This is a genomic window from Myroides odoratus, from assembly GCF_001549985.1.
Taxonomy (GTDB): domain Bacteria; phylum Bacteroidota; class Bacteroidia; order Flavobacteriales; family Flavobacteriaceae; genus Flavobacterium; species Flavobacterium odoratum_A.
The window spans coordinates 45,444-51,552 of the sequence record NZ_LROZ01000024.1 but is presented as its reverse complement, the minus strand read 5'-3'; the positions used below and the strand labels follow the sequence as shown (position 1 = coordinate 51,552).

The following is a 6,109-nucleotide window of genomic DNA, read 5'->3' as shown; positions in this document are numbered from 1 at the left end:
CTCAAAAAAAGCATCCTCAAAAAAAGCATCCTCAAAAAAAGCATCCTCAAAAAAAGCATCCTCCTAAAAACAACAAAAAGCATTACTTTTACAACAAATACATATATAATGAAGAAGTTATTTTTTACACTTTCCGCGTTTTTACTTTATAGTACCTCTTCCCTATGGGCACAAAACTTAGAAATAATTCCTCTAGGTGTTTATGGAGGAGGAGATGAAAGCAATTTATCTTGTTATTTACTAGGCGTAGAAAAGAGTAATAGTTATATTGCTTTGGATGCTGGAACAGTAAGAAGTGGAATAAACAAAGCAATTGAAAAAGGAACTTTTAATGTTTCCTTTGAAACGATACTACAAGACTATATCAAAGGATATTTTATTTCACACGGTCATTTAGATCATCTTTCGGGTTTGATCATCAATTCACCAGAAGATTCAGCTAAGCCAATTTACTCCTTGCCTTTTGTAGCAGATATTTTTAAACACAATTATTTCACTAATGCCTCTTGGGCTAATTTTGGAAATGAAGGAGAATCGCCAATTATAGGAAAGTACACCTACACCAAAGTTAAACCTTTACAATCTTTCACTATTAGCAATACCACATTTTCTGCAGAGTTATTTGAATTAAGTCATGTTAATCCTCAAAAGAGTTCTGCCATTTTATTGCGCAACAACAACGATTATGTATTATACTTTGGCGATACGGGGGCAGACCGTATTGAAAAAACAAATCACTTAGAAACAATATGGGAATACATTGCTCCTTTAGTGCGAAACAAAAACCTAAAGACCATTTTATTAGAAGTGTCTTTTGCTAATAGTCAGCCAGAACATTTACTATTTGGTCATTTAACTCCCAAACTATTAACCGAGGAGTTGAGTAAATTAGCACAATACACCGGACTTGAATCGTTGGATGATCTAACAGTTATTATTACGCATTTAAAACCTTCCGGTAACCAAATTGAAATAATCAAACAAGAGCTACTGGAGAACAATCCTTTACACGTACACTATATTTTCCCGACACAAGGAGAAAGAATCACACTAAAATAAAAAAATCCCATTCTAGAACTAGAATGGGATTTTTTTATTTTCGATTGAATAAGTATAAGACAATAAAAACAACAAAAGAAGGCAGTAGCCAAGGTACATCATAATTATATAAAGGAATCTTTTTGATGCACTCGTTCAACTGAAAAACAAAGCTATCTTCTACAGCCTGTCCTATTGTCATTGTAATATAAAATTGTACGATAGCAAAGATTGTTGTAGTAACGATTGCACCTACAAATGGAATCTTTCGCTTGACTATTTTACCAAAAATCACTACATATAATATTAAGGTAAGCGTAATAGGATAAATAACCCCTAAAAACGGCCCTGCATAATCAATAATTTTATCTACTCCGTTTACAGCAAGGATTGCAGAAAATACACAAGTAGCAATTACAACCGCTTTATAACTTACTCTTCCTTTTGTCAATTGGCTAAAAAACGTTCCTGTTGCACAAACTAACGCGATCGCAGTTGTCAAACAGGCTAGGGCAATACATAAAGATAAGGCTATTGTTCCTTGGGATCCTAATACATGGTTGGAAATATAGAGTAATAATTCTGTACGTTTTAAATCCGCTGCAGATCCATATCCTGAAGTTGCACCAAGATAAACGAGTCCTCCATAAATAAACAAAAGACAAATTGTCGCCACTGCACCAGAAAGAAAGGTTATTCTAGTTTTTGCATCTGGGCTCACATACCCTTTTGCTTTTACTGCAGAAATAATAATCCCCGCATAAATAACAGAAGCTAGTACATCCATGGTTTGGTATCCTTCTGAGAAGCCTCTTCGGAATGATTCAACGGCTCCAACACCGGTATCGATTGTTGTATCCAAAGGGTGAAGTATTCCCATTACAATCATAATCGCCAATAACACCAATAATAATGGAGTTAAATATTTTCCAATAATATCAACCACTTTTGAAGGTGATATCGATAAAGCTAACGTGACAGCGAAGAATAAAACAGATGAAATAATGGGATTAAAATTAGGCCAAATGGGTAATAATCCTACTTCAAAGGTCGTAGCAGCAGTACGGGGAATGGCAACAAAGGGGCCAATACTTAAAATAATAGCTGTTGCTAAAATAATTCCAATGGTTTTATTAATTCTCTTTCCTAAATCTGTAAACTCATCTCCAGAGAACAAGACAGCTAATATTCCTAAAAAAGGAGCAACGATAGCGGTAATTGTAAATCCAAAAACGGCTGAATCCCATTCTTCCCCAGTTATTAGTCCGATGATGGGTGGTAAAATAATATTTCCTGCTCCAAAAAACATAGCGAACAGTGCAAAGCCTATTGTTAATATATTGCTGATTGATTTCGTTTTCATTTGATAATTTTATATTTTATTCAATTCTGTTTTATGTTACTAAAAGATATCTCTGTATTTACTAACAAATACCGTGCTATTTTTAATCCAGCTTCAATTTTATTGCACAATATAGAATATTAACCCTAGATTTTATCACATTTTTTTACTATTTAAAGGAAAAAGACAGCTAAATTTAGCTTGTTTATTTTAAATACATCTATTCTCCTACTATTATGCATACTATTTTTGAGACTTCACGCTTACTTGTCCAATCCATTCATCTGCCAGATGATCTTGTTTCATTATTGGCTATTCACAATCACCTCAACACAATGCGTTGGATTCCCAACAACAAAACACCATGGACATCAGAAGATTTAGTCAAGAAATATCAGCTTAATCAGCAATTATATCCACAGCAATTGGGATTATATAAAATTGTACTCAAAAATCAAGTACCCTATCGATTAATTGGAGAAGTGGGTTTATTTCCATGTACAGATTCTTTGACTCATGTCGAAATCGGCTATATTTTTCACGAAAATTTTTGGAAACAAGGATTGGCCACCGAACTACTAGAAGCTATTGCTACTTTTATTCAATACCACCTACCCTATACTGTAATTCGCGCACAACTTTTTGATAGCAATAGCGCTTCTCAAAAACTACTTGAACGCTGTGCTTATCAGTATGAGGATGCTATTTCACTTCCAATATCGGGTAAAAAGCTCATTTACCACAAATATATTATACGATAAACACAATTAAAATGTTCTTGAACCAATTTCATACTATCCAACATATATGATTCTAGTTTAGAAATTCACGGAGTAAATCATACACTTTCTAGTTTTAGATCTTGTTTTTTCTTCCTATCTCCTCTTAGTTAGGTCCTCTTTTTTAAAAAATCCATTTACTATAAAAATTGGCCATTGCAACATCGTGTATTACTATTCATTGTCTATACTGAATCTGCGAATACTCCCCTCTACTTTACTTTGTAAATCTACAAATCTTCCCTAGCATACTTGCTATTGGAATACCTTTATACGTCCAAAAATGGAACTAAAAAGTCAAACTAAGTATCAATAGTTTTTAAAAAAATAACGTCAAAAGAAAACGGTCATTTTGCATTTTTAGAAGTAAAAGGTTTAAACTTCTCTCCTTCATTTTTAGGACCCTTCGAAGCATAAGAATTAAAAAGTACTAGTAAAAAATTCCATCAAACGCACAATAGCATCTATTTTAATCAAATAATCTAGTTTCCTTCGAAACAATAGCAGTAAAAAACTTATTCAAAACAATTTATTTCACGAATAAACATTAAAACAGTAAATATTTTATTAAAAAAACTAAAAAACACAACAAATAATAGTTTTTTATCAAATTTACGAATACAATTATACATATTTTTACAAATAATCATAAAACATAATCGTATACACTCATTCCTTAAGCATTCAAAAAACTAGTATTAAGAAAATCGAAGCGAAAAAAATGACGTACTTAACCCCAACATTAGAACTAGATGTTATTGATAAAGAACAAGCAATTATAAGCGATATCAATTCAAATGAATTCGCTGTTTATTCACAAAAAGAAGGGAAGGAACATCTTATTCCCTATAATATAAAAACACATTACAAGGTGTCATACCTAAACAGTAAAAGTAAATTATTTTACGGAACAGAAACTCGAGAATTCACAGGACCTACGCTTTTTTTCTCGAATCCACTTTCGACCTATACCTTAGAACCTACTTCAGAATCACCTGATGGCTTTTTTTGTTTATTTACCAATACGTTTCTCGGGTATCAAAGCAATGAAATTCGTTCCACCTTGCAAGCCTTACAAACAACTCCTATTTATTCTTTAAATAAAGAACAAGATAAGATGATCAAAAGTTTATTTGAAAATATTGTATTAGAGCAACAACAAGATTATCCTCTAAAACAAGAAATCTTGCGGAATTACATTGAGATTATCATTCATCAAGCCAATAAGCTAACCAGTGAATTCACCTTTTCAGAAAAGAGAAATGCTACCAACCGCTTATGTTCACAATTTTTAGAACTTATAGAAAAGCAATTTCCTATTACCCATAAAGAACAAACCGTTCGCTTAAAAACAGCTGCGGATTATTCAGAAGTACTAGAAATTCACACGAATTATTTAAACTATGTGGTCAAACAAACTTTTGGCAAGTCCACAACAGCAATTATTCAAGAAAGAATACTGATTGAAGCTCAACGTTTATTAAAGAATTCAAATTTGACTGTATCTGAAATAGCTTTTACACTAGGATTTGAATATGCTACTTATTTTTCAAGCTTTGTTAAAAAGTATACTGGATATTCCCCCAAACAATTACGGAAAAAATGATATCCAGGTCTTACTTGCGTACCTCCCTGTTATTCTTCATCAAATTTCAAAGCATCTTTCTAGGATGTACCAAGTCAACAAAGCTTTCATGCAAAAGAGCCACTCCAAAAGGAGCGGCTCTTTTCTTATTTTTTTTAGCCTCTTATAGATAATCGAGACAGTACTAAACCTATTTCGTGTTGTGTTTAATCTATTCTCTTGGAAAATCAGGTCTTCTCATTTTATATCGACTCCCTGATAAAGATTCCAAAAAGGCAACAATTGCTTGTACCTCTTCTCGATTCAATTTCAGCGGTTGCATTAATGAATCTGTAATAGGATATAAAGGATCTGCTATTTTTTGCTCAGGAGTTGGATCAATCATATGCATTCCACTATTGTAGATATTGACAATTCCTTCGAGGTTATCGAAGAATCCATTGTGCATCCACGGTCGGGTTAAAAGTAAATCACGCAAAGAAGGTGTTTTAAATTGTCCAACATGATTGGGGTCTTTTGTAATCGCATACCGTCCTAAATCTTGGAACTTCCTCTTGTAATACGTCAATCCAATATTGTGAAATTGATCATCTGTCAAATCTGGTCCATGGTGGCAATTCATGCATCTCCCTTTGGTTCTGAATAGATGCATTCCATAAATTTCTTGATCCGTCATAGCGTCAAATTTACCGTCTACAAAAAGGTCTACACGGCTAGGTTGACTTTTTATTGTACGCTGAAAAGTTGCCAAGGCTCCTACAATTCGCTCATAGGTAATAGTTTCATCCCCATAAGCAGCTTTGAACAACGGTTTATAGCCTTTTACTTCTTTTAATTTGGCTGGTAATAACTCCACATCCATGGCCATTTCATTATGTGCACTTAAAGGTCCACTTGCTTGCTCTTCCAAACTCGAGGCTCTTCCATCCCAGAAGAAAATTTTACGATTCCCCATATTATATAAACTTGGCGTATTTCGCATACCTTCTAAATGATCATGTCCTAGTGCTACTGATCGGCGATCTGTCCATCCCATGGCAGGATCATGACATGTACTGCATGAAATTTGACTTGATTTTGACAATTTTGGATCAAAGAAAAGCATTTTTCCCAAGATGACTTCAGGTAAATCTTGCGTTGTAAAAAAAGCAGTATCTCGCTGAATACTTGCAAATTCTTTCCAATCTACACCGTCATCTATTATTGGTTTAGGCCAAAGTGCTATTGGTTGTTTATAACTTTCAATGATTGTCTGGTATTCTGGGTCGCTTGAATTTAATATTTTAGGAGCATTCGTAAAACTCAAGAGTCCGCCAATACTCAAAAAAAAGACAATTATTAACTTTCTATTCATGTCCTGTATTT

5 protein-coding genes are annotated in these 6,109 nt (G+C 33.5%); 3 read left to right on the top strand and 2 right to left on the bottom strand.

What is annotated here, in order from left to right; genetic code table 11:
* Nucleotides 1–108: 108 nt before the first annotated feature.
* Entirely contained in the window at nt 109–1,059 is a 951-nt protein-coding gene (locus AWV75_RS16990; RefSeq protein WP_060875499.1) for a 3',5'-cyclic-nucleotide phosphodiesterase, read from the top strand.
* 34 nt (nt 1,060–1,093) lie between these two features.
* On the opposite strand, the gene brnQ is transcribed toward AWV75_RS16990, so the two are convergent.
* Complete coding sequence (gene brnQ, locus AWV75_RS16985; protein ID WP_060875498.1) at nt 1,094–2,401, bottom strand: branched-chain amino acid transport system II carrier protein; 1,308 nt, start codon at nt 2,399–2,401, stop codon at nt 1,094–1,096.
* 215 nt (nt 2,402–2,616) lie between these two features.
* Between brnQ and AWV75_RS16980 the strand changes: the two genes are divergently transcribed.
* Both AWV75_RS16980 and AWV75_RS16975 read left to right on the top strand, forming a co-directional pair.
* Nucleotides 2,617–3,141 (top strand): GNAT family N-acetyltransferase, encoded by a 525-nt coding sequence (locus AWV75_RS16980; RefSeq protein ID WP_060875497.1) that lies wholly within the window; start codon nt 2,617–2,619, stop codon nt 3,139–3,141.
* 739 nt (nt 3,142–3,880) lie between these two features.
* On the top strand, nt 3,881–4,765 hold the full coding sequence (locus AWV75_RS16975) for a helix-turn-helix domain-containing protein (RefSeq protein WP_060875496.1): 885 nt from the start codon (nt 3,881–3,883) through the stop codon (nt 4,763–4,765).
* A 190-nt stretch (nt 4,766–4,955) separates the two neighbouring features.
* Here AWV75_RS16975 and AWV75_RS16970 read toward each other — a convergent pair whose 3' ends face one another.
* Nucleotides 4,956–6,098 (bottom strand): cytochrome-c peroxidase, encoded by a 1,143-nt coding sequence (locus tag AWV75_RS16970; RefSeq protein ID WP_060875495.1) that lies wholly within the window; start codon nt 6,096–6,098, stop codon nt 4,956–4,958.
* Between the last annotated feature and the right edge of the window lie 11 nt (nt 6,099–6,109).

Excerpts from the sequence above, each read along its gene's own strand:
- AWV75_RS16990 (WP_060875499.1), top strand. The coding sequence starts at position 109 with ATGAAGAAGTTATTTTTTACACTTTCCGCGTTTTTACTTTATAGTACC.
- brnQ (WP_060875498.1), bottom strand. The coding sequence starts at position 2,401 with ATGAAAACGAAATCAATCAGCAATATATTAACAATAGGCTTTGCACTG.
- AWV75_RS16980 (WP_060875497.1), top strand. The coding sequence starts at position 2,617 with ATGCATACTATTTTTGAGACTTCACGCTTACTTGTCCAATCCATTCAT.
- AWV75_RS16975 (WP_060875496.1), top strand. The coding sequence starts at position 3,881 with ATGACGTACTTAACCCCAACATTAGAACTAGATGTTATTGATAAAGAA.
- AWV75_RS16970 (WP_060875495.1), bottom strand. The coding sequence starts at position 6,098 with ATGAATAGAAAGTTAATAATTGTCTTTTTTTTGAGTATTGGCGGACTC.